At 40.6% G+C, this 24,741-nt stretch carries 22 protein-coding genes; 12 read left to right on the plus strand and 10 right to left on the minus strand.

Annotation, left to right across the window (positions count from 1 at the left end; translation table 11 throughout):
- Position 1 precedes the first annotated feature (1 nt).
- On the minus strand, positions 2–2,596 hold the full coding sequence (gene gyrA / locus ASE55_RS06025) for a DNA gyrase subunit A (protein WP_056216615.1): 2,595 nt from the start codon (positions 2,594–2,596) through the stop codon (positions 2–4).
- A 153-nt stretch (positions 2,597–2,749) separates the two neighbouring features.
- Between gyrA and ASE55_RS06030 the strand changes: the two genes are divergently transcribed.
- Positions 2,750–3,058, plus strand: a complete 309-nt coding sequence (locus tag ASE55_RS06030; protein ID WP_238585004.1) for a DUF4286 family protein — start codon at positions 2,750–2,752, stop codon at positions 3,056–3,058.
- 333 nt (positions 3,059–3,391) lie between these two features.
- On the opposite strand, the gene ASE55_RS20055 is transcribed toward ASE55_RS06030, so the two are convergent.
- Both ASE55_RS20055 and ASE55_RS06040 read right to left on the minus strand, forming a co-directional pair.
- On the minus strand, positions 3,392–3,592 hold the full coding sequence (locus ASE55_RS20055) for a hypothetical protein (RefSeq protein WP_128414508.1): 201 nt from the start codon (positions 3,590–3,592) through the stop codon (positions 3,392–3,394).
- A gap of 126 nt (positions 3,593–3,718) precedes the next feature.
- Positions 3,719–4,231 carry a DUF421 domain-containing protein gene (locus tag ASE55_RS06040; protein ID WP_082474361.1) on the minus strand — a complete coding sequence of 171 codons (513 nt, stop codon included), beginning with the start codon at positions 4,229–4,231 and terminating at the stop codon, positions 3,719–3,721.
- Positions 4,232–4,341: 110 nt separating this feature from the next.
- On the opposite strand from ASE55_RS06040, the gene ASE55_RS06045 reads away from it, so the two are divergent.
- Complete coding sequence (locus tag ASE55_RS06045; protein ID WP_056216623.1) at positions 4,342–4,881, plus strand: DUF3828 domain-containing protein; 540 nt, start codon at positions 4,342–4,344, stop codon at positions 4,879–4,881.
- Positions 4,882–4,925: 44 nt separating this feature from the next.
- Here ASE55_RS06045 and ASE55_RS06050 read toward each other — a convergent pair whose 3' ends face one another.
- The 7 genes from ASE55_RS06050 to ASE55_RS06080 form a co-directional block, all read right to left on the minus strand.
- The gene (locus ASE55_RS06050; RefSeq protein WP_056216624.1) at positions 4,926–5,060 is read right to left on the minus strand and encodes a bacteriocin-like protein; all 135 of its coding nucleotides are present in this window, start codon (positions 5,058–5,060) and stop codon (positions 4,926–4,928) included.
- Positions 5,061–5,215: 155 nt separating this feature from the next.
- The gene (locus ASE55_RS06055; protein ID WP_056216626.1) at positions 5,216–5,626 is read right to left on the minus strand and encodes a hypothetical protein; all 411 of its coding nucleotides are present in this window, start codon (positions 5,624–5,626) and stop codon (positions 5,216–5,218) included.
- Positions 5,627–5,997: 371 nt separating this feature from the next.
- Positions 5,998–6,210 (minus strand): hypothetical protein, encoded by a 213-nt coding sequence (locus tag ASE55_RS06060; protein WP_128414509.1) that lies wholly within the window; start codon positions 6,208–6,210, stop codon positions 5,998–6,000.
- Positions 6,211–6,249: 39 nt separating this feature from the next.
- A complete protein-coding gene (gene uvrA, locus ASE55_RS06065) occupies positions 6,250–9,081 on the minus strand; it encodes an excinuclease ABC subunit UvrA (RefSeq protein ID WP_056216629.1) in 2,832 nt (943 codons plus the stop codon).
- A 448-nt stretch (positions 9,082–9,529) separates the two neighbouring features.
- On the minus strand, positions 9,530–11,404 hold the full coding sequence (locus ASE55_RS06070) for a type VI secretion system baseplate subunit TssF (RefSeq protein WP_056216631.1): 1,875 nt from the start codon (positions 11,402–11,404) through the stop codon (positions 9,530–9,532).
- 25 nt (positions 11,405–11,429) lie between these two features.
- Positions 11,430–11,870, minus strand: coding sequence for a GPW/gp25 family protein (locus tag ASE55_RS06075; RefSeq protein WP_056216633.1), 441 nt, complete (start codon positions 11,868–11,870; stop codon positions 11,430–11,432).
- 196 nt (positions 11,871–12,066) lie between these two features.
- Positions 12,067–13,929, minus strand: a complete 1,863-nt coding sequence (locus ASE55_RS06080) for an endonuclease (RefSeq protein ID WP_056216635.1) — start codon at positions 13,927–13,929, stop codon at positions 12,067–12,069.
- 190 nt (positions 13,930–14,119) lie between these two features.
- Here ASE55_RS06080 and ASE55_RS06085 point away from each other — a divergent pair, with 190 nt between their 5' ends.
- The 10 genes from ASE55_RS06085 to rplT all read left to right on the plus strand — a co-directional run bounded on the left by ASE55_RS06085 (position 14,120) and on the right by rplT (position 24,643).
- Entirely contained in the window at positions 14,120–15,259 is a 1,140-nt protein-coding gene (locus tag ASE55_RS06085) for an acyl-CoA dehydrogenase family protein (protein WP_056216637.1), read from the plus strand.
- A gap of 218 nt (positions 15,260–15,477) precedes the next feature.
- Positions 15,478–18,408 carry a reprolysin-like metallopeptidase gene (locus tag ASE55_RS06090; protein WP_056216639.1) on the plus strand — a complete coding sequence of 977 codons (2,931 nt, stop codon included), beginning with the start codon at positions 15,478–15,480 and terminating at the stop codon, positions 18,406–18,408.
- A gap of 200 nt (positions 18,409–18,608) precedes the next feature.
- Positions 18,609–19,076: a nucleoside triphosphate pyrophosphohydrolase family protein gene (locus ASE55_RS06095; protein WP_056216641.1), complete on the plus strand. Its 468-nt coding sequence runs from the start codon at positions 18,609–18,611 to the stop codon at positions 19,074–19,076.
- Position 19,077: 1 nt separating this feature from the next.
- Positions 19,078–19,644 carry a TlpA family protein disulfide reductase gene (locus ASE55_RS06100; RefSeq protein ID WP_056216642.1) on the plus strand — a complete coding sequence of 189 codons (567 nt, stop codon included), beginning with the start codon at positions 19,078–19,080 and terminating at the stop codon, positions 19,642–19,644.
- 3 nt (positions 19,645–19,647) lie between these two features.
- Positions 19,648–20,253 (plus strand): DUF4230 domain-containing protein, encoded by a 606-nt coding sequence (locus tag ASE55_RS06105; protein ID WP_056216644.1) that lies wholly within the window; start codon positions 19,648–19,650, stop codon positions 20,251–20,253.
- 138 nt (positions 20,254–20,391) lie between these two features.
- Complete coding sequence (locus tag ASE55_RS06110; protein ID WP_056216645.1) at positions 20,392–20,580, plus strand: hypothetical protein; 189 nt, start codon at positions 20,392–20,394, stop codon at positions 20,578–20,580.
- 315 nt (positions 20,581–20,895) lie between these two features.
- Positions 20,896–22,815, plus strand: coding sequence for a threonine--tRNA ligase (gene thrS, locus ASE55_RS06115; protein ID WP_056216647.1), 1,920 nt, complete (start codon positions 20,896–20,898; stop codon positions 22,813–22,815).
- Positions 22,816–22,979: 164 nt separating this feature from the next.
- Complete coding sequence (gene infC, locus ASE55_RS06120) at positions 22,980–23,480, plus strand: translation initiation factor IF-3 (RefSeq protein ID WP_185116279.1); 501 nt, start codon at positions 22,980–22,982, stop codon at positions 23,478–23,480.
- 498 nt (positions 23,481–23,978) lie between these two features.
- Entirely contained in the window at positions 23,979–24,176 is a 198-nt protein-coding gene (gene rpmI, locus ASE55_RS06125; RefSeq protein WP_002979658.1) for a 50S ribosomal protein L35, read from the plus strand.
- A gap of 122 nt (positions 24,177–24,298) precedes the next feature.
- Complete coding sequence (gene rplT, locus ASE55_RS06130; protein WP_027385359.1) at positions 24,299–24,643, plus strand: 50S ribosomal protein L20; 345 nt, start codon at positions 24,299–24,301, stop codon at positions 24,641–24,643.
- The last annotated feature ends 98 nt before the right edge of the window (positions 24,644–24,741 follow it).

Below are 24,741 nucleotides of genomic sequence, written 5' to 3' on the forward strand. Positions count from 1 at the left end.
ACTATTGTTCTTCAGAACCAGAATTCTCATTTCCCTCTGCAGGGTCCTGGCCTTCTTCAGCCTGAGGTATTTCTGCATTGTTTTCAGGGGTTTCAGCCAAAGCTTCTGCTCCTTCTTCGCTTTGTTCAATCACTTCTTCCACCTCTTTGTCCATTTCTACTTTTGCAATGGCTGCAATTTCGTCATTTTTCTTAAGGTTGATCATTTTTACACCCTGTGTATTTCTTCCCATCACCCTCATTTCATCCATATTCATACGGATGGCTACGCCAGATTTGTTGATGATCATCAGTCCGTCTTCGTCCGTTACATTCTGGATGGCGATCAGGTTTCCTGTTTTTTCGGTAATGTTCAGGGTAATTACCCCTTTTCCGCCTCTGTTGGTTTCCCTATAGTCCAGCACAGCAGTTCTTTTTCCGTATCCTTTTTCAGAGATCACAAGAACCGTTTCGTTTTCAAGATCATTAACTACAATCATACCGATGGCTTCATCATTATCATCCATACTGATTCCGCGTACCCCGATAGAGCCTCTTCCCACTTCTCTTACTTTTTCTTCAGGGAAACGGATACATTTACCGTTTTTGGTCGCGATCATAATCTGGGAAGTTCCGTTGGTAAGGTAAGCCCCTAACAACTGGTCATTATCCCTGATTTCAATGGCATTTACCCCGTTGATTCTCGGCCTTGAATAAGCTTCAAGCGAAGTTTTCTTGATGGTACCGTTTTTCGTAACCATCACCACGCTCATCTGGTTGACGTATTCTGAATCTTTCAGGTTATTGGTCCTGATGTATGCTTTAATCTTATCATCCGGCTCAATATTGATCAGGTTCTGGACAGCACGTCCTTTGGATGTTTTGGAACCTTCAGGGATTTCAAATACCCTCAGCCAGTAACACCTTCCTTTTTCCGTAAAGAACAGCATATACTGGTGGTTGGTTGCGGAAACGATATACTCCAGGAAGTCTTCGTCCCTTGTGGTAGCCGCCCTGTTTCCTACGCCGCCTCTGCTCTGTATTTTATATTCTGAAAGTGAAGTTCTTTTGATATAGCCTGCGTGAGAAATGGTAAGAACCACAGATTCATTCGGGATGATGTCCTCAATTGACATTTCACCACCTGAAAAATCGATTTCCGTTCTTCTTTCGTCACCGTATTTTTCTCTTACTTCAACCAGTTCACCTTTAATAATCTCAAATCTTCTCGGCTCATTAACCAGGATATCTTCAAGATCAGCAATTTCCTTCATAATGGTGTCGTACTCATCACGGATCTTGTCAAGCTCCATCCCTGTAAGACGGGCAAGACGCATATCTAGAATAGCCTGCGCCTGGATGTCAGACAGCTCGAATTCTGTAATCAACCCTTCTTTTGCCGCCTGCGGATTCGCGCTGTGACGGATAATAGCAATGGCTTTATCCAATGAGTCCTGCGTTCCGATCACTTTCATGAAACCTTCCAGGATATGCGCTCTTTCTTTAGCTTTTCTGAGTTCGTACTCAGTTCTCCTGATAACGATTTCGTGTCTGTGCTCTACGAAATGATGGATAATGTCTTTCAGGTTCAGCTGTTCCGGTCTTCCATGTACCAAAGCAATGCTGTTGACACTGAAGGAAGTCTGAAGAGAAGTATATTTGTATAATAAGTTTAAGACAACATTAGGAATCGCATCATTTTTAAGTTCATAAACGATACGAAGACCCCGTCTGTCAGATTCGTCTCTGATTTCATAAATCCCCGGAATCTTATCATCTTTTACCAGATCAGCTGTTTTCGAGATCATTTCAGCCTTATTGACCTGATATGGAATTTCGTTGACAATAATAGCATTCCTGTTACCGATTTCTTCAAAAGCCACTTTTGCTCTTAACACGACCCTTCCTCTTCCGGTATGGAACGCATCCCTTACACCGTCATATCCATAGATAATCCCTCCGGTAGGAAAATCCGGAGCAATGATATGCTGCATCAGCTCATCAATGGTGATTTCTCTGTTATCAATGTAGGCACAGATGGCATTAACCGCTTCCGTTAAGTTGTGAGGGGCCATATTCGTGGCCATCCCTACTGCGATACCTGAAGTTCCGTTTACCAGAAGGTTCGGGATTTTTGAAGGCATTACTGTCGGTTCCTGTAAACTGTCGTCGAAGTTATTCTGAAAATCTACCGTTTCCTTGTCCAGATCCGAAAGAATCTCATCAGAGATCTTTTTCAATCTTGCTTCGGTATAACGCATTGCTGCAGGCGGGTCGCCGTCCATTGAACCAAAGTTACCCTGGCCGTCAACCTGGGGATAACGCAGGCTCCAGTCCTGGGCCATTCTTACCATGGCATCATAAACGGAAGAATCTCCATGCGGGTGGTACTTACCCAAAACGTCCCCAACAATTCTCGCGGATTTTAAATATTTCCTATTAGAAAAAACCCCTAATCCATACATACCGTAAAGTACTCTTCTATGAACAGGTTTTAAGCCATCTCTTACATCAGGTAACGCTCTTGACACGATAACTGACATCGAATAATCGATATAAGACGACTTCATTTCATCAACAATGTTGATAGGAATCAGTCTTTCTCCTTCTTTTTGCATAAACAATTTTATTATAATGATAATCAGACCCTTAGCGGTACGTCTGAAAATTATCTTTTTGTATTTTTAATTAACGGGCTAATTTACGAAAAATTTACCGATTTTTACGGTAAATTTTACGCATACAATCTTAAAAATTCATAAAATATGAGCATGTTGAGCATAACCTTCCACTGTACAAAAGAGAATCTTGCGGAATGGGAAATTTACATGAATGAAACGCTCGTTTTAATGGCGGAAAACCTGATGGATGTCAATAAATATATCCTTTCTGAAGTGCACAGTGACTATATTGATGAAGGTAAAAACTATAACCTCCTTCTCCTTTTTGACAATCAGGAAGTAAGGGAAGATTTTGTTAAAAGCGAATTGCAGAATATTTCAGAACGGATTGAAACGAAATTCGGACAGGAAGTGATGATATTCAATACTTTTCTCAATACAAGAACTTCGAGAATGTAACGGCGATAACAGGAAAACATCAGAGATCCTGTATAATTGATCCTTAAAATGCATAAAGCCCGGAATATAATCCGGGCTTTTTAATTCATCTTATCTGCCGTGGTGAGGCGGTTTCGGAGGTCTTGGAGGTGCAGGCGGACGGTGCAGGCATGAAGATACAACGGCAGCCAGAGCCAGGATCATCATTAATTTAGATACTTTTTTCATAATTCCTTTTTTTAATTCAGGGTAAAGTCATCAATACAGATGCCAACTGTATTATCCGGAGTAAAACTTATGGTATTAAAAAGAAGAAGCACCAAAAATTCAGTGCTTCTCATTATCTTTCTCATGTTATCTGTGATGCCCGTGTCCGCGCCCTCTGCCGTGATGGCCTTTGTGTTTGTGATGGCCGTGCCCCCGTTTTTCATATACGTGTATTCTTTTCGCATGCCCGGGCGGCATCCCTCTTCTTCCCGGATGTTGCTGAACAACACATGAAGTCAGCAGCAAAGCTGAAGTCACGATTCCGAATACTGTAATCAGTCCTTTCATTTTTTCACTTTTTCAAATTTCGCAGATAGAGCATCAAGGATAATGCCAGATTATTCAAAAAGCCCTGCTTCAGACTTGGACAAGGAAATAGGATTTCAAAACATTCTACATTCGGAATAAACTACACTAACGGTATTTCTTTTTGTTTTTCCTTTTAATCCTGGAATAATGGGTCTGTTTGCTTTTTTCATCCTGCGATATGACACTGATATTCCCATCCACTTCAAGAATAGACAGCTTTACATGCTCAATTCCGTCAACACCATGTTCCCTGACAGCTTCTTCAAGCTCTCCCATACTGATCTTAACTTTATTCAGTGCATGCTGATCGGCAATTCCGTCCTTCACCAGAATGACAGGGTCATCTTCCAGAAAACTTTCAAATTTCTGACTGGAAAACATCAATCTTTTAACAATAAAATTCGCAACAAAAAGAACAAGGGCAGCAATCAGCCCGCCCTGAAGGGAGGTGTCCTGGCCCACCATTGCATTCTGTACGGCATTGGAAATCAGCAAAAGCAGAACGACATCCCCGGCATTGAGCTGTGAAAGCTGGTTCTTGCCAAAAAGGCGTATGGCGATAACCATGAAAAGGTATACACAGAGCGAGCGGACAACGACATCTAAAATAGGATTCACAATACTTTTATTAGGGGATCAAATGTATTAATTTATATGGTATGCCGGAATATTAAAATTATCTTAAACTAAAAATTTGTAAATTCACAAAACAACCGTTAAATCCGATTATGAAACCATTATTCTTACTGCTGAGCATCTGGCTTATTTTTACAGCATGCAAAAAAACAGAAATCCACGCTGATCAGGATATCACCCAACGCATCAATCAGCTTTACACCACGTACGGTGCATCTGGTGAAGAACTTTATGACAAACCTATTAATGAAGACCTGTTTTCCCCTGAACTGAAAAAGATCCTCCAGGATGCAGTCAGTGTATCCAAAGCAGATATGGAAAGAATTAAAAAAAGCGAATATCCGGACGATAAGCCTATACTGCTGGAAGGTTCTGTTTTTACCAGCCAGTATGAAGGATTTACTTCATATAAGATAAAGAAAATCCGTACAGAAGATCCATCGGACAAGTCGGTAACAGTAGATGTTGAACTTGAAAATGCTGCGTTTTCGCCTAAAACGGTCTGGACGGATCAGGTAAAACTGGTGAAAACTGAAGGTAACTGGAAAGTTGACAATATCAATTTCGGTGACAATCCGGATATAAAAGACCTGAAAACAAGTTTACGGAATTTTGTTTCCGATGCTGAATAGCTGTACAATAAAGCCGCCCCGAATAAACGGAGCGGCTTCATTTTTTAAGGGCATGTACTGATCTGTACGTTGCTGCATACTGTTTTGTTCAGGCGTTCACAATACACACAGTATTGTTTGGGCTGTCCGCCGTACACCGATTTCAGATCTGCTTTGCTGAGTTTTTTTAAATTTTTCATATCGTTTTAATTGTATTGATTGTTCTCTATAAACGCAGCCTTTCAACAGTTATTATATTTCCTGGTTAAAATATTCACGATCCGGTGTTTTAAAATTAAAAGCCACACAGGATTCTGTATGGCTTTTACAATATAAAATATTATGAATTTTTAATTTATCGGTTATAAATTTCCAATGTCACCGGCATTACATAAGTATAAGCCATCATATCAGCAGTTGATGTTTTCTTGCCTGTTTTGTAATAAGAACCCCTCAATACGTTTTCAATTTCTTTGCTCACGTTTTTACAGTCTCCTTTGGAACGGATATTTACAATTTTTCCGTTGGGTGCGATTTCAAATTTTACTTCGGAATTCACAACTCCCTGTTTATAATCCCCACCGGTAAAGTCGAAATTATCAATCAGCATCTCCCTAATCTCCGTAAAGGCATCATTTTTATATAATTTAACTTCCTGGATGGTATTGGCATTTGTATCGGTTGTCTGTGCTTTAACTGTATTAAGAACGGCTATAGACCCGCATACTAAAAGTGAAGCAAAGAATATCTGAATTTTATTTTTCATAACGATTTGATTTTATAGATTGAACTTATTTTATTGTATCTCTTTATCAAAGTTATGAAATAATTCATACTAAATTAATACTCTATTAACATTTGGTTAACATTAAAATGTATAATATTGATTATCAATGATATAAATTTTATAGATGTTGAAAATTTAATATTGCAGAATTAAATTCATGCATGAAAAAGGCTGAATTAATCAAATTCAGCCAGATCTTGTTTTATAATCCTTCAATGATCCGCTTGCTTTCTAACTGCTCAATGATAAATTTTGCATCACCTTCAGTAATTTATTTATTTTCATAAAGCCAGTGGATTCTGCTCATCTGTATATGTATTGGAATCAAATTATCAACCTTATAATAGATTTTAAAAAAATAATTCTTTAATTTCAGCAATAAACAGATCAACCTCAGCCATTTCCTTTTTTGCATAGGAAAAAATAAGCGGTTTTGCAGCTGAAATCGTCTTTGAATTTTCTTTCCTGAATTCCTTATCGCATAATGTTACAATCACCAAAACAGGAAGCATAACAACTGCAAAAACAACCATTCTGGCTGACATAGAGAGGTTATGATTCATCGATGAATATATTGTTAAATAATCAATATATCTATAACTCTATTGCAGTTCCTTCTTCAAAAACTTTCCGGTCAGACTTTTCTTCGACTTTACAATTTCTTCCGGTGTGCCCTGGGCCACGATCTGTCCGCCATGTTTTCCGCCTTCGGGACCAACGTCGATAATATGGTCGGCCAGCTTGATCACATCCATATTATGTTCAATGATGATAAATGAATTTCCCAATTCCACCAGGCGGTTAATGGCATCCATCAGGATTTTAACATCTTCAAAATGCAGTCCGGTTGTCGGCTCATCCAGAATGTATAAGGTATTTCCGGTCTGTCTTTTGGCCAGTTCCGTCGCCAGCTTGATACGCTGGGCTTCTCCTCCGGAAAGCGTGGTCGACTGCTGCCCCATTGTGATGTATCCCAATCCTACATCCTGTAACGTTTTTACCCGTGCAAAAATCCTGGGAATCGGCTGGAAAAAATCTACAGCCTCATCAATCGTCATTTCCAGCACATCGGAAATTGATTTTCCTTTGTAACGGACTTCCAGGGTCTCCCTGTTGAAACGTTTCCCGTTGCACGTTTCGCAATGCACGTATACATCCGGCAAAAAGTTCATTTCAATCACTTTTAAACCGCCGCCCTGACAGGTTTCGCACCTTCCGCCTTTCACGTTGAAAGAGAATCTTCCCGGTTTGTATCCACGGATTTTGCTTTCCGGCAGCTCTGCAAAAAGATTCCGGATATCCGTAAACATTCCCGTGTAGGTGGCAGGGTTTGAACGCGGAGTCCTCCCGATCGGGGTCTGGTCTACGTCTACAATTTTATCAATATGCTCAAGGCCTTCAATTTTCTTGTATGGCAAAGGCTCCTGGACCGCTCTGTAAAAATGCTTATTGAGAATCGGATACAATGTTCCGTTGATCAATGAAGATTTACCGCTTCCGGAAATTCCTGAAACCACGACTAATTTCCCCAAAGGAACATCAAGCGTGACATTCTTAAGGTTGTTTCCGGTAGCTCCTTTCAGGATAATATGCTTTCCGTTTCCGGCACGCCTTTCCGCCGGGATTTCGATTTTCCTTTTTCCGTTGATGTACTGAGCTGTGATGGTATCTGCTTTGATCAGGTCTTTCGGTTTTCCCTGCCAAAGGATTTCACCACCGAATTTTCCGGCTCTCGGCCCGATATCCAGTACCTCATCGGCTTCCATAATCATATCCTTGTCATGCTCCACTACCAGAACGGAATTTCCGATGTCGCGAAGGTTTTTCAAGGAGTTGATCAGCCTTTCATTGTCCCTCTGGTGCAGCCCGATACTCGGTTCATCCAGGATATACAGGACATTAACGAGCTGAGATCCGATCTGTGTTGCCAGACGGATTCTCTGGGATTCCCCTCCGGACAGGGTTCTTGAACTCCGGCTCAGGCTCAGGTAATCCAGGCCGACATCCAGCAAGAACTGAAGGCGGGTTTCGATTTCTTTTAAAATCTCGTGGGCGATGATGGCATTTTTTTCCGAGAATTTACCGCGGACATCCGCCAGCCATTCCTTCAGATCAATTAAGCTCAATCCGTTAACCTCAGCAATATTTTTTCCGTCGATTTTAAAACTTAAGCTTGACGGCTGAAGACGCGTTCCTTTACATTCCGGACAGGTTTCTTCGGTGGTGAAATGCCTTTCCAGTAAAATAGCTTCATAAGATTCCCTTTCTTCAATCAATTCTTCCATGAAAGGAACCAGCCCGTCAAAACTGATCTTAATTTTCTTGGTGATGCCTGCGTACCGTAAGTCTTTATTAAATTCTTTATGGCAGCCGTTGTAGATATAATCCAGTGCTTCTTCCGGAATGTCTTTAAAAGGCGTTGTAAGTCCCAGCCCGAAAATCTCCAGGATGCTTTTAATCTGGGCAAGGATCCATTTGTTGGATTTGATATCTTCCAGAGGCAGTAAGCCTCCCTGATTGACTGACAGCTTCGGATTTTCTACAAAATGATCGGTGTTGATTTTTTTGATCATCCCAAGTCCTTTACAGCTCGGGCAGCTTCCTTTCGGTGAGTTAAACGAGAACGTATTGGGTTCCGGTAAAGCGAGGGAATGCCCGGTCTCGGCATCCATCAGGTTCTTAGAAAAATATTCAATATCCTTACCTCCCAGCTTCTGGATTCCGATAATCCCGTCTCCCATATCCATTGCTGTGCGCAGGGATTTTTCCATTCTGCTTTCAGAAGCGCTTTCACCGATGATCCAGCGGTCAATGACAATATCAATATCGTGGGTTTTATAACGGTCCAGTTTCAGGTCATACTCGATATCCTGCAGTTCACCGTCAATTCTTGCCTGTCCGTAGCCTTTTTTGGCCATCTGTACAAAAAGCTCATGGTAATGCCCTTTTCTGGAACGTACAACCGGTGCCATCAGCATGATTTTTTCACCGCTGTAATTCTGTTTGATGGTTTCCAGGATCTGGTCTTCGGTATAGCTTACCAGCTTCTTCCCTGAAGTCTGAGAATAGGCATCCGAAACCCTTGCATATAAAAGTCTCAGGAAATCATACAGCTCGGTAACGGTTCCTACCGTTGAACGCGGGTTTTTATTGGTGGTCTTCTGCTCAATGGCGATAACAGGGGAAAGCCCTTCTATTTTATCGACATCCGGACGTTCCAGCCCTCCCAGAAACTGCCGCGCATAAGCGGAAAATGTTTCGATATAACGGCGCTGCCCTTCCGCAAAGATCGTGTCAAAAGCCAGTGAGGATTTCCCGCTTCCGGAAAGCCCTGTAATCACAACCAGTTCGTTGCGCGGAATTTTAACGTTGATGTTTTTAAGGTTGTGCTCGCGTGCACCGTAAACTTCTATATATTCTGTTGATTTACTCATAATTTGGTGTGATCCTACATGAAAATCACGCAGTGCAAAATTACGGATTTTTATGGAATTTCCGGTGTTAAAAAATGTTAGAATGCTTACTTAAATACACAGGAATTTATTCTGAATGAATGATCAGTTTAGTATACTTGTATTTTGATTTTGAACAGGCCTGACTTATTCTGAAAAGAAGAAATCGTTTAAAACTCATTTGAATTAGTTTATAAATAATGCCCCACAGATTACACAGATTGTTAAGCTTTAATTTTTACTATCAGAAGTTTAAAATAATCTTTATTTATACAAGCCAGCAATATTTTTCACTGTTACCTTCTTTAAGGCTCACAAATACTTTTATTTAACCATGAAAGCAACGTTTTTGTATGACAAATTACAGACAATCTTTAAATAAATAAAAAACCGATGATATTTCACCGGTTGTGTTTATCATTTTCCGAATTTAAAAATCAGCATCTTCATTGGTGATTTTTACCCGGTATTCTATGCCGTCTATGGCTTTGGAAATAATCTGGTTCCGGAGAATATTGGCCATGTTTTCCCAGTACACCCTTCCGTAAAAAGTATAATTCTGCGGAATGATTTCCACCTCAACGGTCCGGATAAATCCTTCCTTGGGCTTGTTGCTGATCATGGTTCCCCGTTTTACACGCACTTCTTTCAGTTCATCCTTCATTATCATCCTACAGTAATTCTTCACGTCTTCAAGGGAAATAATTTTATCCCTGGTGGTCAGTGCATATTTGTAGGCCTGAATGCTGTCGGTTCCTCTCTGTTCTTCGGCTCCGCCAATCGTTTCGGTAAGAAGGACAAGGGTCTGTGATTTAAGCTGGTTAGACAATTCGGTTCCGGGACGCATGTGGTTGGCTAATTTGCAATGGGTAATCCAGAAGGAAGCATAGGTATGGTCTGTTTTTTCCACCGGCTCCATGATCACGTAATTCAGCTCCTGCTTAACGCTCCTCCTTGCATTATTTACTTTCTGAACCATTGATTTCATCTTATCTGACATTTCGCTTAAAACCCCTTTTACGTTATCCCTGTTCAGCAAGGAGAATGCTGCAATTTCATCCCTTGTCAGCTCAAGCACATTGGCAATCATATCTACCGCATTCCTGTTGGTGAAACGCTCCATACCTCCTTTTCTTACCGTATAAAGGCCTTTTTTCAGGTCATCGGTCGGCGTAAAAGGAATTTCCGTATATTTTCTCCCTTCGCCGTCCTGAACTTCGTCAACATATAAAAAATGTTCGCCTTCATCGGTTACCAAAGGAATATTGTTCCCCATAATGTCAAGGCTGTACTCTGTTTTTTTCCAGCCCCGGTTGTAAATCGGGAATGCATTCAGCACAAAAGAAAAGTTATCTAAAATTTCAGAGGAAAACTGTGGCGGAAAATCGAAGGTCAGCCACAAATAGCGTTTGCCATCAATATATTTCGTGATCTCTTCTTTATAATCTACAAAAGCCAGGTTTTGCGGAAGCTTTCCGGGTTCTGAAAACAGTCGGTCAGACAGTCCTGTAATTTCTATAAACTTATGGCGGTAAATGCTTTTCACATCTTCAATAAGCTTGGTCCGGATAGACTGTTCATGGAACATCTGTTCATATCCGTCCGGCTGGTTACCGGTAAGATAAGTCAGGCCCTCCCTTACAAATAACGGATTTCCGTTGCTCGAAACCGTAATATACGGCAGCAGTTTATAGGTAAAATCAAGGTGCTCAAACGCAGGATTGGAGCAGTAAATGCTTACATATTTGGGAAACGTTTCATTGGAATATTTCGTAACATCAATCCCGATGGTTACTTTCCTGTAATCCTCCGGCCTTCCCTGAAATCTTGCAATCGGGATTTTATTCAGCCGCTCGTCTATGCTGTAGCAGGTGTTCCCGACAAACATAATGGCAGTCTGTACTTTATTGATTTTAACATTACCTGCCGGCGTAAAGGGGATATTGATCTGTTTGTCAGATTCTGCTTTAACGGTGGAAGTCATCTGCTTTCTGAAGAAAAACTCTGTGTGTTCAAGCAGGACTTCTGATGATTCATAAGGCTGTGTGAAAGCAACGGCATGTGCGGGAACGGGATGGGTATAAATAGAAGGGGTAAGTAATTTCGCCAGTTTTTCTAAAATTCTGGCATTTACCGTCTGTATTTCGTTGTTCGCTTTAAAAACTTCAGTGCTGAAGGCATCAATCAGCAGTTTTACAAAAGGATCCAGAGACTGCGGGCTTTTCAGTCCCCACACTTTGGTCGCGTTCTGAAGCATTCTCGCTTTTACGGATTCTTTGGAATAGATATTCTGGTCTAAATTCATAATTCTGGTTACCGTTTATAATCTTTTAGTCAATCGACATCGGGCTCAAAAACAGTTCTGTGGAAAAGCTGAAACGCTCTCCCGTTGCTTCCATTTTTGCATTGATGGCTATTTTTACTTTTTTCTTGATTTCTGTATGTTCTTTGGTATCGTAGCTGTGTTCAACAATTTGCAGATGGGCATCGATCTGGGGCTGAACAATTCTCTGTTCATATTCCTGGATCTGCCTTTTTAAGCTTTTAATGAATACATTTTCCCATACCGCACTGGTGACTCCGTTATCAAATTCCAGGTTCCAGACATCATTGCCGTAGTTTTCATCATACCTGTTCTCCCCTTTTTTTGTGGTAATCAGCAGCATGATGTTGTGGGCAATGCTTTCACCCATGTCACAGGTGTCAATGCTTCCACCTTCCGTCATAAGGGTTGACGGCACAAAAGGCATTCTGTAATTCGGTGTATCCATGATTCGGCTTCTTTATGGTTTATTCTGTCATTTGCACGTATGCGAAAGAAATACCAATTTAAACATTTTTCACGAGATACAGTACAAGATGATCTTTTTTAAATTGCCCTGTAAAATCCGGGGTTTCAAACTTTGTTTGAAACCCCGGACTGAAAACTTAAATTATTTTTAAGGCTTCTAATTATTGAAGCTGTTTTTATTTTTTAATAAACTGATAAACCTTATCATCCAGTTTCAGCAGGTAGGAGCCTGCCGGAATATCCTGAACCGGAATACTTTTTTTGTTTCTGAATGGCCGGCTTTCACGGTAGATCAGCTTTCCGGAAAAATCCAGGATCTGTGCAGATTGTATATGGTCAATCTTTCCGGTAACGAAAATATGGTCATGGACAGGATTCGGGTATAGCCTGAAATCATTTCCTGATAAATTTACTTCGCCGGCAGAAAGTGTTCCCAGATTCTGGCAGTAATTGCTTGCATAAGCATCCCATTCACTGATGTTGAATGTTGCTGACGGCTGATTAACCGCCGTTTTCCTGTACAGGGAAACATTGCCCAGGACCGAAGAATTATTTACACCTACTGTTCCAAGAGCATCAACCGAAGTACCTTTATACCTCAGCTCCAGGTACTGGCTTCCCGAATAGGTCATCTGCGGAGCCGCCGTCACGAACCTGGACTGATCAATGGTGTAGCAGGAGAAATTTGAATTGGGATTCAGCACAACAAATGTTTCATTGTTCTGGACAATACCTTCCAGTTCATAAGGAGCCGGAAAATAATAATTACTTCCGCTCGGCAGCTGGATAGACAACCTGTAGTCGTTTAAATTTACAGGATGCCCTGTCTTATTGGTAATTTCCAGGGCTTTATTGTCTACCGTTCCTTCAAGGTATTTGGATATAAATAAATCCCTGGCATATACATCCGTTGCTAAAGTGGTGGCAGAAACAGTATTGCTGTCCGGAGACAGGAGATATCCGTTATCATAAGCCTTTACCGTAAAGGTATATGTTGTAGAAGACGTTAAATGATCAATAGTTATTGATGAGTTTTTTGTTGAGGCTATTAAAGTTCCATTCTGATAAATCTTATACCCGATAACATCACTGCTTGTGCCTGGTGCCCAGCTTAATGTGGTAAAATATGCACTGTTCTGGGTAACTGTAAGGTTAGACGGAGCCTGTGGCGCTGCTGTATCAGGAGTTTGTCCCCAGATGGCATTTGCCCATGACGGATTGTCAATAAACGGGTTCCTGTTTTTCTGCAGTGCGTACACCGCATTATTCCTGTCGATTTCCCTCTGCGAAACCGGGTCCTGCTGGTGCCACTGCAGAAGCATGGCCATATATGCCGGATCATAAGCCCGTTCTTCCGTTCCATCCAGCGGATTGGTATCAGAAGCGGGATTTGCATTGTTGTTAAAATTAAAAGTGCCTAGCTTTCCTTCATACCGTACGGCAAAGTACAACAGGCTTCTGGCTATATCGCCTTTAAACTCATTAATCGGTTCATAAACACGTCCTGTATACGCCGATCCCGGAATGGCACAATTCCCGATCCTTGAAGAATTGGTAAACGTATAATAAATGGTAGACCCTACGATTCCGTACGGGTAATTGCTCCTTAACTGGTTAATCCTTGCATCGGTAGGCACCACGTAAAACAGATCTGAATACATCGGGTAATTGCTGTAGAAAGTACTCTGAGGCATCATGTGTTCCCGGTTCCAGCCCAATCCTTCCGCTCCGGCACTCCCGATGATATTGGCACTCGTATATTCATAAGCATCTGCCCCCGTTGGAATTTCAGAATAGATATCCAGGAAAAAAGTGGTATTCGTGGCATCATGGTCATAATACCGGTCAAGATCCGTCTGGTTGTAATAGTTGTTCAGATCACCATAATGCCAGTTGACGTTCTTTGCGGAAATAATATCGTGAAGTTTTGATTTTAATGAATATCCCGTGAGCCCTGCAGCCCCGGAATAATATCCTGCCGGCGCCTGAGCGGCAAAACATGAGGAGATAAAAAGTATAGGAAGTAGAATTTTTTTCATGCTTTAAAATTAAAAGGCTAAAATAGTTAATTAATCAACTCGGATTTCCGAAATTTTTATTAAAAGATTATTAATTTTAAGAACATAAAAAGTTGAGTATTAAAATTTTGGACATTAAATTTTATGGCCCGAATAATTTTTTTGGGCGTTCCGTCAATTTGGTTATCTTTGGGAATTAACTATTATCTATATGAATACAGAGACTATTGACAACATTAAAATGATAGCTGAAACAGCAAGGGAATTTGCTGAAAAGAATATCAGGCCTAATATTATGGAGTGGGATGAAAGTCAGACTTTCCCTAAAGATTTATTTCATGAATTAGGAGAAATGGGTTTCATGGGAATTGTTATCCCTGAGCAATACGGAGGTTCTGGTCTTGGTTATCATGAATATGTTACGATCCTGGATGAGATCTCTCAGGTAGATCCTTCAATCGGGCTTTCTGTAGCGGCACACAATTCACTTTGTACCAACCATATTTATGAATTCGGGAATGAAGAGCAGAGAAAAAAATGGCTTCCTCAGCTGGCGTCCGGTAAAGTAATCGGAGCATGGGGGCTTACGGAGCACAATACCGGTTCTGATTCCGGAGGAATGTCTACCACTGCCGTAAAGGATGGCGACGGATGGATCATTAACGGAGCCAAAAACTTCATTACCCACGCGATCTCAGGAGATATTGCCGTAGTTATGACAAGAACCGGTGAAATCGGAGCCAAGAATAACTCAACAGCTTTTGTTTTAGAAAAAGGGATGCCAGGTTTTTCTTCCGGTAAAAAAGAAAATAAACTGGGAATGAGGGCTTCGGAAACTGCAGAACTGATTTTTGACAATGTACGAGTTCCGGATGCTTACCGTTTAGGAGAAGTGGGAGAAGGTTTCAAACAGGCAATGAAAATCCTTGATGGCGGCCGGATCTCTATCGCAGCTTTAAGTCTGGGAACGGCAAGAGGTGCCTATAAAGCAGCTCTGAAATATGCTAAAGAAAGACACCAGTTCGGTAAATCCATTTCAGAATTCCAGGCTGTGAACTTCATGCTTGCGGATATGGCAACGGAAATTGATGCTTCTGAATTGCTGATTCAGAGAGCGGCTACCCTGAAAAACGCCAAGCAGAAGATGACAAGAGAAGGTGCCATGGCTAAGCTGTATGCTTCAGAAGCCTGTGTAAGAATCTCAAACAATGCAGTTCAGATCTTCGGCGGATATGGATATACCAAAGATTTCCCTGCTGAGAAATTCTACAGGGATTCTAAACTCTGCACCATCGGAGAAGGTACTTCCGAAATTCAGAGACTGGTTATCGGAAGAGATATTACAAAATAATATTTCAGAAAGAAAAAATTAGACTTATACCGTCAATAAGTAAATAGCATCCGTATTCTGCGGGTGCTATTTATTTTTATGAGAAAATAGAGAAATACTGACATACCATGATTCGCATAGCTTTTTATTCTAAAACTCTAAAAATTTCTTAAAAAATTTTGTTTTCCATAAATAATTTTTCATTAGATTTGATAATTCACAATCTAAAGAGAATTTATATGAAAAAACAATTATCAGTGCTTGGGATGCTTTTTCTATCGGGCATTTCTTTCGCGCAGACTGACCGCCTGTGGTCTGCAGATTCAAAAAGAACATCTTCAGAAATCTTTGAAAATAAAAAAAACATCATCAATCCTAAAATTTACAGCCTGGATTTTAACGGCTTAAAAGCTGTTCTTTCAAAAGCTCCAAAAAGATTGGCCGCAGGAGAAAAATCAGAGATTATCATTTCTTTTCCGAATGCTGAAGGAAGAATGGAAAACTTCAAAGTAAGGGAGAATTCCAATTTCGAGCCTCAGCTGGCTTCAAAATATCCGGATATCAAATCTTACATCGGAGAAGGTTTCGGAGATTCAAATTCTACCGTATACTTCAGCATTTCCCCGCTCGGGTTATCATCCATGGAAATTTACGGTGACAAATCTGCCGTTTTTATCGAGCCTTATTCAAAAGATCTTTCCACATATGTGGTTTATAAAAAATCAGACAAAAAAGATGACTTAAGCACCTTTGAATGTACTGTGATCGACGTTGCCCAAAAAGGCGTTTCAAACACTGCCGGCCTGGCTGCAAGACCGAATGCAGATGATGCAAGACTGAGAACATTCAGGCTGGCATTGTCTTCTACGGGAGAATACACTTCCTATTTCGGAGGGACCAAAGCAAATGCGCTGGCGGCTATGAACAATACCATGACCCGTGTAAACGGTGTTTTTGAAAAAGATTTTGCCGCAAGGATGGTTCTGATCGCTAACAATGATGCGGTAATTTATACCAATTCATCCACTGACCCTTATTCTCCTGCTGCCCAGATGAACAACTGGAACTCGCAGCTTCAGTCTACCCTGACTTCGGTTATCGGTGAAGCCAATTATGATGTCGGCCACCTATTTGGAGCTTCCGGCGGCGGCGGAAATGCAGGCTGTATCGGCTGTGTGTGTACCAACGGTTCCAAAGGAAGCGGGTATACTTCACCTTCAGACGGCATCCCTTCTGGAGATAATTTCGATATCGATTACGTAGCGCATGAACTGGGGCATCAGTTTGGAGGCAACCATACATTTTCAAATACCAATGAAGGAACGGGTGTGAATATGGAACCGGGATCCGGATCCACCATTATGGGCTATGCAGGAATCACAAGCCAGGATGTACAGCCGCATTCGGACGCGTTCTTCCATGCTATCAGTATTCAGCAGATTACCAATAATATCAAAGCAAAAACCTGCCCGGTAAGCACCAGCACAGGAAATTCCATTCCTACAGCCAATGCCGGTTCAGATTATACCATCCCGAAAGGAACACCTTTCATGTTAACAGGAACCGGAACGGATGCCAACGGCGATGCATTGACTTATATCTGGGAACAGATTGACAATGCTTCATCTTCACAGACGGGAGCAAGTTCCGCAGCGAGTGCCACGAAAGCTTCCGGGCCTACGTTCAGATCCTGGACGCCAACGGCTTCTCCTGTACGTTATTTCCCGAGAATGGCTTCCGTTTTAGCAGGCGCCACCACAACGGCAGGCTCTGAAATTACAGTGGAAGCGTTATCCAATGTAGCCAGAAACTACAATTTCAGATTTACTGTCAGAGATAACCGCGCCGGAGGTTCCGGAAACAATTCCGACGATGCTGTAATTACGGTAAACGGAACCGCCGGGCCTTTCAGTGTGAGTTCACAGAATTCGGCAGCTACATTTTCCGGAGGGACATCCCAAACCGTAACCTGGAATGTGGCAGGCACCACTGCCAACGGTGTTAATGCAGCCAACGTAGATATCCTTTGGTCTGCCAATTCAGGAACAACCTGGACAACACTCCTGGCAGGAACGCCAAATGACGGTTCCCAGGCAGTAACCATCCCGAATGTATCCACGACTACAGGAAGGATTATGGTAAAAGGTTCCAACCATATCTTTTTTGATGTCAACAATGCCAATATTACAGTAAATGCAGGTTCCGGAGCTGTAGATGTTACAGCACCTACCGCTCCTGCCCTTTCAGCTTCCGGGACAACTTCCACCAGCACAAACCTTTCCTGGTCCGGTGCAACGGATGCCGTTGGGGTTACGGGATATGAGGTCTATCAGGGCTCATCTCTGATCGGTTCTACTGCTTCAACTTCCTATACGGTAACAAGCTTAAGCCCGTCCACGACTTACAGCTTCACGGTCAGGGCCAAAGATGCAGCAGGAAATGTTTCAGCGTCCAGCAATACCGTGAGTGTAACCACTTCTGCAGGAAGTACGGTTTCTTACTGTGCTGCTTCAGCAACCAATACAGCCGACGAAAGAATCGGGAATGTAAAATTCGGAACGATTAACAATACCTCTACGGGAACGGCAGGATATGAAAACTTCACTTCTGTTTCTACAAACGTTACAAGAGGAAGCGCTTATGCCATTTCTGTAACTCCGGTATGGACATCAACGGTTTACAACGAAGCGTATGCGGTTTATATTGATTATAACGGAGACGGGGATTTTACCGACAGCGGAGAACTGGCCTGGTCAAAAACAGGGTCTACAACAAGCCCTGCCACCGGATCTGTTACCATTCCGTCAACGGCAACTGTGGGAACGACAAGAATGAGGGTGATGATGCAGTATAACTCAGTTCCTTCATCATCATGCGGTTCTTATACCTACGGACAGGTGGAAGACTATACTCTAAATATTGTTTCATCAGGAAGAGGCGAAATCTCTGTTCAGGATCTATTGACCGATGTTAAGCTGTATCCGAATCCGGCAAAAGATATTTTACATATTTCAAATACGACGAATGAAGATTACAGAATCTTCGATATGGGTGGAAAACTAATTAACTCAGGAAAACTTGAAAGAGGATCGGCGAATGTAAGCAACCTTATCAAAGGTGCTTATATGATCCAGATCGGAGAAATCTCCAAAAGATTCATCAAAAACTAATCACCCGCTCAATTAACCACTGAGAAAAGGCTGTCCGGAAACGGGCAGTCTTTTTTTAATATGAGTAAGCATTAACTGCAATTTAATATCATTGAAATAAATTCTCCTTCATCACAATGACAAAACACATGAAAAACTCAAGTCCTAATCCCTAATATCTGATTCCTTATTTTTATATTTGCCTTAAATAATAAATATTCATGGATAAAATTGACAGTCTGAACCAGGTAGCAGAATTCCACACCACTTTTAAAGCGCCCATTTTGGAAACGCCGCAGATTCCGTCCCCGGAAAGATGCAGCCTCAGAGTTGAGCTTTTACAGGAAGAATTAAATGAACTGAAACAGGCCATCGAAGATCAGGATATCGTAGAAATTGCCGATGCTTTATGTGATCTGCAGTATGTATTAAGCGGTGCGGTACTGGAATTCGGGCTTGGCAGTAAATTTGCAGAACTGTTCAGCGAAGTTCAGCGTTCCAATATGTCCAAAGCCTGCGACAATGAAGAACAGGCTCAGGAAACGGTTGAATTTTACAAAGCAAAGGAAGTGGACTCTTTTTATGAAAAATCAGGGGAAAAATACAATGTATACCGGAAGACAGACCATAAAGTCCTGAAAAACAAATACTACTCTCCTGCCGATTTAAAGACCATCATTGAAAAATAATATGAAAAAAACACTTACAAATATTGCCGTTGTTTCATGCCTGGCTTTTACGGCTCAGCAGGCCAGCGCACAGAAAGTAGTGGTAAACCGTGAAGTTGAAACCACCAACGACGGTAAAATGCTTCTCGGAACCCAGTTAAAGGAGCAGCTTTTAAAAGCACCTTATGCAGACTGGTATGTGAAAGAGCACGACGAGTATGCCGTAGACCAGAAAGCAATCAGTGAACTGAAAAAAGGAAAAATAAATTCTTACAATATCACGGTTTTCATGGGGACATGGTGCGAAGACAGTCACAGGGATGTTCCGAGGTTGATGAAAATCCTGGAAGAAGTAAATTATCCCGACAGTAAAATCACCATCATCGCGGTCAACCGTAAAAAAGAATCTCCTTCAGGGGAAGAAAGCATCTACAACATCCAGAAAGTCCCGACAGTTATCGTTGAAAAATACGGCAAAGAAATCGGGAGGATTGTAGAAATGCCTACCACAGGATACATTGAAAGAGATCTTGTGGAAATTCTGAAAAAGGATGATAAATCGGTGATTAAGGAAATTTTTAACAAATAAGGTTTGAGAAATATTAAGATCATACTTTCGTTTCTGGCCGGAATTGCTTTGATGGCCATTCTTTTCTTCAGCTTCAGATCATGTTTTAACATCAGCAAGAAGACGGAAAACTCAGATTATTATATTCTGACCAACCAGATTTCCAAGATGAATAAAATGGTGGTCCTTGAACAGAATGTTTCTTCCATGCAGAAAACCAAAATGGGCTATGAACTTTTTGGCAGGGAAATGAGCAGCAACAGCATTATTACGTACACGAAAACCAATGCACAGGTTTCCTATGATCTTAATAAAATGAAAATTGAGGTAGATTCGGTGAACAGAAAATTAATCATTACAGAACTCCCTGATGCTGAGGTGAGAATTACGCCGAGTGTTGAAATTCAGTCGCTGGACGATTCTTTCTTCAACAGGATTTCGGAAAAAGATATTAAGAATGTTACCGCCAAAGCGAAAACCACGGCCATCAAATCAATCGATCAGAATAAACTGAGGAATGAAGGACGCAAGCAGCTGATGGAAAACCTTAACACCATTTTTGTCCTGGCAAAGGCTTTAAAATACAGCATTGAAGATAGAACCGGGAAAGTGGGTGTTCTGCCGCTCTAGAGAGGTAATTTTTAATTCTTAAATGATCAATTCATAAGAACAGAAAATAAAACCTAAAAAAGACGGATCATATATAACCAAGGCAATTCACGGTTTGGCAAACCCTTTGAATAAGTAACTGTACATAAAAATAAAGCAATGGATTCAAAGGACAATACATCAAAAACAGAGTCGGCCAACAGTGCAGAAACCAAGAAGCAGAATGAGGATTTTCAGAATATCCCGGCTTCATCCCAAAAGACCAATCCTTCAGACGTAGATAAAAAGGACGTGAAAAAGTCTTCTGAAAACAACCCTTCGGGAAAAACAGATAATATAAAAGAATAGTTTCTAAATCAGCTTTTATAACTGAACCGCAAAAATGACCGGTAATTACAATCCGGCATTTTTGCGGTTTTATTTTGTGCTGAAATTATTCAGTATACTGCACCTTTTCTTTTATGCAATGCCATTCGTTTTCTCCTTATTCGTAAATAACAATTACGTTATATAAGCACATATCTGTGCATTTTTTCCTGTTTGGCAAATAATGGGTACTCAATATGGTGTGCTTTAGCATTAATTCTCATCTATATTAGGTATTGTTACCATATTTTGTTTAAAATTTCGTATTTTTGCCTCTTATAAATTTCTCAGTAAACAATGATAAAAATTACACTTCCAGACAACAGCGTCAAAGAATTCGAAGCAGAGGTAACTCCGCTAGATGTGGCAAAATCTATAAGCGAGGGATTGGCTAGAAATACCATTTCCGCAATTGTAAATGACAGACAGGTAGAAATTACCACGCCTATCACCACGGATTCTACGGTACAGCTGCTGACCTGGAATGATGATCTTGGTAAGAAAGCTTTCTGGCATTCTTCTGCCCACCTTCTGGCGCAGGCAATCCTTGAGTTTTATCCTGATGCCAAACTTACCATAGGCCCTGCCATCGAAAGCGGGTTTTACTATGATGTAGATTTCGGTGACGAAAGCCTATCTGAAAAAGATTTTGAGAAAATTGAGAAAAAAGTGTTGGAAAATGCTAAAAAAGGATCAACCTTCTCGCTGTACCCTGTTTCTAAAGAAGAGGCATTAAAGACGTACGCAGACAATCCTTATAAAGTAGAATTGATTTCCAATCTTAATGATGGTGAGATCACTTTTGTAACGCACGATAATTTTACAGACCTCTGCCGTGGCGGACATATTCCGAACACAGGCATTGTAAAAGCGGTTAAAATTTTAAACGCAGCCGGAGCATACTGGAGAGGAAATGAAAAAAATCCTCAGCTGACCAGAGTCTACGGAATTTCTTTCCCGAAACAGAAAGAATTAACCGAATATCTGGAGAGGCTGGAAGAAGCAAAGAGAAGAGACCACAGGAAACTGGGGAAAGAACTCGGAATTTTTGCTTTTTCTGAAAAAGTAGGCGCGGGATTACCGCTTTGGTTACCGAAAGGGACTTCCTTAAGAAAAAAACTGGAAGATTTCCTTTCTGCAGCGCAGAAAAAAGGAGGTTATGAATTTGTGATGACTCCGCATATCGGCGCAAAGGAATTATATGTTACTTCCGGACACTGGGATAAATACGGAGCAGACAGCTTCCAGCCGATTAAAACGCCGAACGAAGGAGAAGAATTCCTGCTGAAGCCGATGAACTGCCCGCACCACTGTGAGATCTATAAAACGTCACAATGGAGCTACAGGGATCTGCCGAAAAGGTATGCAGAGTTCGGGACGGTTTACCGATATGAGCAGAGCGGAGAGCTTCACGGGTTGACAAGAGTGCGTGGCTTTACCCAGGATGATGCCCATATTTTCTGTACTCCTGACCAGTTGTTGGGAGAATTTGAAGCGGTAATCGATCTTGTATTGTACGTTTTCAAATCTTTAGGTTTTGAAGATTTTATGACTCAGGTTTCATTAAGGGATTCTGAAAACAGGGAAAAATATATCGGTTCTGATGAGAACTGGGAAAAGGCGGAAAATGCAATCATTACGGCAGCAGCAAACAAAGGTCTGAGAACGGTTGTTGAATATGGCGAAGCGGCATTCTACGGGCCTAAGCTGGACTTTATGGTAAAAGATGCTTTAGGCAGAAAATGGCAGCTCGGGACCATCCAGGTAGACTATAACTTACCGGAAAGGTTTGATCTCCATTACATCGGAAATGACAATGAAAAGCACAGGCCGGTTATGATTCACAGGGCACCATTCGGTTCCATGGAACGTTTTATCGCCATCCTGCTTGAAAATACGGCAGGGGATTTCCCGTTATGGTTGAGCCCTGATCAGTTTATTCTTCTTCCGATCAGTGAAAAATATGTAGATTATGCTAAAAAAGTTTCACAATTTTTAGAAAATCACGATATTAGCGGCCAGATTGATGAAAGAAACGAGAAGACCGGGAAAAAGATCCGTGATGCAGAATTAAATAAAATACCATTTATGCTGGTTATCGGTGAAAATGAAGAGAAAGATGGCACAATTTCTGTACGAAGACGTGGTGAAGGTGACTTAGGGGTCATGAGTATGGAAGATTTCGTTTCTTATTTCAAGAAAGAATCAGCGTTATAGAAATAAATTTAAAAACTGAATGATTGAAGATTTGTGAAATACAATTAAATTATTCAATTTTTAAATAGTAAATAAATTAGTACTAACCAATAAAATATAATACAATAGCACAAAGATTTAACAACAGGGGCCCACAAAGACGTCCTGTACAGGAGGACTTACACTTGATCAACGATAAAATTCGTGTGAGAGAGCTTCGTTTGGTGGGCGATAACGTAGAGCCGGGAATTTATCCGATTGAAAAAGCAAAACAGATTGCTGCAGAACAGGAATTGGATTTAGTAGTAATTTCCGATAAGGCTGAACCGTTTATTGCAAGAATATTAGAATATAAAAAATTCTTATATGAGCAAAAGAAAAAACAGAAGGAACTGAAAGCAAAACAGATCAAAGTAGTAGTGAAAGAGATCCGTTTCGGACCTCAGACCGACGAACATGATTATGAATTTAAAAGAAAACATGCTGAAAAGTTTCTGGAAGAAGGTTCAAAATTAAAGACTTACGTTTTTTTTAAGGGACGTTCAATTATCTTTAAAGACCAGGGGGAAATCCTGCTTTTAAAACTGGCTCAGGAACTTGAGCACGTTGGAAAAGTAGACCAGCTTCCTAAGCTTGAAGGAAAAAGAATGATCATGATGATGAGTCCTAAAAAACCAGCTAAATAATCAACAGCAGATCGTTGTGATCTGAAACCATCATACTACTAACCTCAAAGAAATTTGAGGTTTTTTTTGTTTAAACATCTTTAGAGATATCAGTTTAGAAAATTGAAATATTTAACTTATTTAAAAACATTTGAGTTATTTATGCTTCTGCTGAATCCAATGGTTAAAGTTCACTTCAGACAAAAAAAAGATTTTCAAATCTGAGTGGATAAATTTTCCGGTTAATTTCAAGCAGGCTCTACAATAAGAATTATCATATTTTACTTCTTGAGTAGTCCGGATATTTAATTTAAACAATTTGTAATTAAATCTAAAAATCAACAAACACTATTTAAATAAGATTTTCCTTTTGCTATCCCACTTTCTATTTCATAACGTAATAATAAAATTCTATTGTATAAATCTCACTTTTTTTTAGTAATTTTGCAGACTATTATTCCTGACCGAGATCAGGAGCCAAAACAGATATTGATAACAAAACAATAAAAAAGCAGAACAATGCCAAAATTAAAAACGAAATCAGGTGCTAAAAAGCGTTTTGCTCTTACCGGAAGCGGAAAGATCAAAAGAAAAAATGCTTACAAAAGCCACATCTTGACTAAGAAAGAAACGAAACAAAAGAGAAATCTTACGACGACTTCTTACGTAGCTAAAGTGGACGAAAAAAGCGTTCAACGTCAATTAGCCATCAAGTAAGTAGTTTTTATAAATCTATATTCGGTTTATAAGAATTCAAAATTCAACAATTTAACCCTGAAATGGAGCAGCCAAGTGCAATGAAACAGTTTGCCGCACATTTCAAAAAAACAATTTAAATTATGCCTAGATCAGTAAATGCCGTAGCTTCCAGAGCTCGCAGAAAAAAAATCATTAAACAAGCCAAAGGTTTTTTCGGTAGAAGAAAGAATGTTTGGACTGTAGCTAAGAATGCCGTGGAAAAAGCAATGCAATATGCTTACCGCGGTAGAAAAGAGAAAAAGAGAAATTTCAGAGCCCTTTGGATCATGCGTATCAACGCCGGAGCCAGAGAGCACGGAATGTCTTACTCTCAGTTTATGGGAGCTCTTAAAAAGAACAACGTAGAGCTTAACAGAAAAGTTTTAGCAGATTTAGCAATGAATCATCCTGAAGCTTTCAAAGCAGTTGTAGATCAAGTAAAATAATGTAGAATTTTTTGTTATCAATATAAGTCCTGAGTTTTTTGCTCAGGATTTTTTTATTATTTACATTTGTTTAATATTAAATGCATAATTTTCTCTAA

Source organism: Chryseobacterium sp. Leaf201 (genome assembly GCF_001421435.1).
GTDB lineage: Bacteria > Bacteroidota > Bacteroidia > Flavobacteriales > Weeksellaceae > Chryseobacterium.